Below are 751 nucleotides of genomic sequence, written 5' to 3'. Positions count from 1 at the left end.
GATATTGAGCGTGTGCGAAATGTTTGCATACGCCTTTTTGGTAAATTCTAAAAGCGGTGTCAAAATTTCAGGGCTAAGCTGGTTTAGATTCCAATGCAAAGCGGATTGATGATAGCTTACAAGGTTTGATAATTGCGCTTTTATGTAGGCGTTATTAAATTTTTGATTAGTGATTTTTTCCGCTCGTTTGGCGTGTGCCTCCGCACTATCATAAAATCCAAAAACTACATACACATTTAGCAAACTCATTAGCGAAATGCTATCCCATTGCAAGTAGTCCATATCGCCACTTGCGCCCTCATCTTTGATAAGCGGGATAATGGTAGCGACTTTACTCGCACCACAATCAAAAGTATCATACACCCGCGAGTATGGATAGCTTCGCGTGCGCTTTGGGCTTACCCACTTGCTTAAGGCGATACTTTTGCCACCAAAATTTACAAGGCACTTGCTTGGCAGAGCGTTTATATCAAATGCTTTTATGTCGCTAAACTCAAAGCATCGCAAATCTTCTTTGTAGCATTTTTGGTAGGAAAAATTCGTAATTTGGGCTTGAAGCACAATCATTCCTTTATTTTAAGTTTGTGTTTGATTTTTGCGAATCTGGGTAATAAAATAATGTTTATTTGCTTTATTTGTATGTTTAAAAAAACTCGTCCCCTCTAAAGATTGGTTAGTTTTTACATAAAGTTTATTTTCATTGCTCGTCCCTTTATCCTTGTGGTTTGTCTCAACTTCGTAGAATAAATAG

At 37.7% G+C, this 751-nt stretch carries 1 protein-coding gene; it reads right to left on the bottom strand.

From position 1 onward, the window contains the following. Window positions 1–561, bottom strand: a 561-nt coding sequence (locus ACWIX0_RS13930) for a hypothetical protein (protein WP_454174578.1), incomplete at its 3' end; no start/stop codon positions are given. Window positions 562–751: the final 190 nt, after the last annotated feature.

This window comes from Helicobacter sp. T3_23-1059, assembly GCF_053654515.1.
The sequence above is the reverse complement of the archived record's forward strand: the minus strand, read 5'-3'. Positions and strand labels throughout refer to the sequence as shown.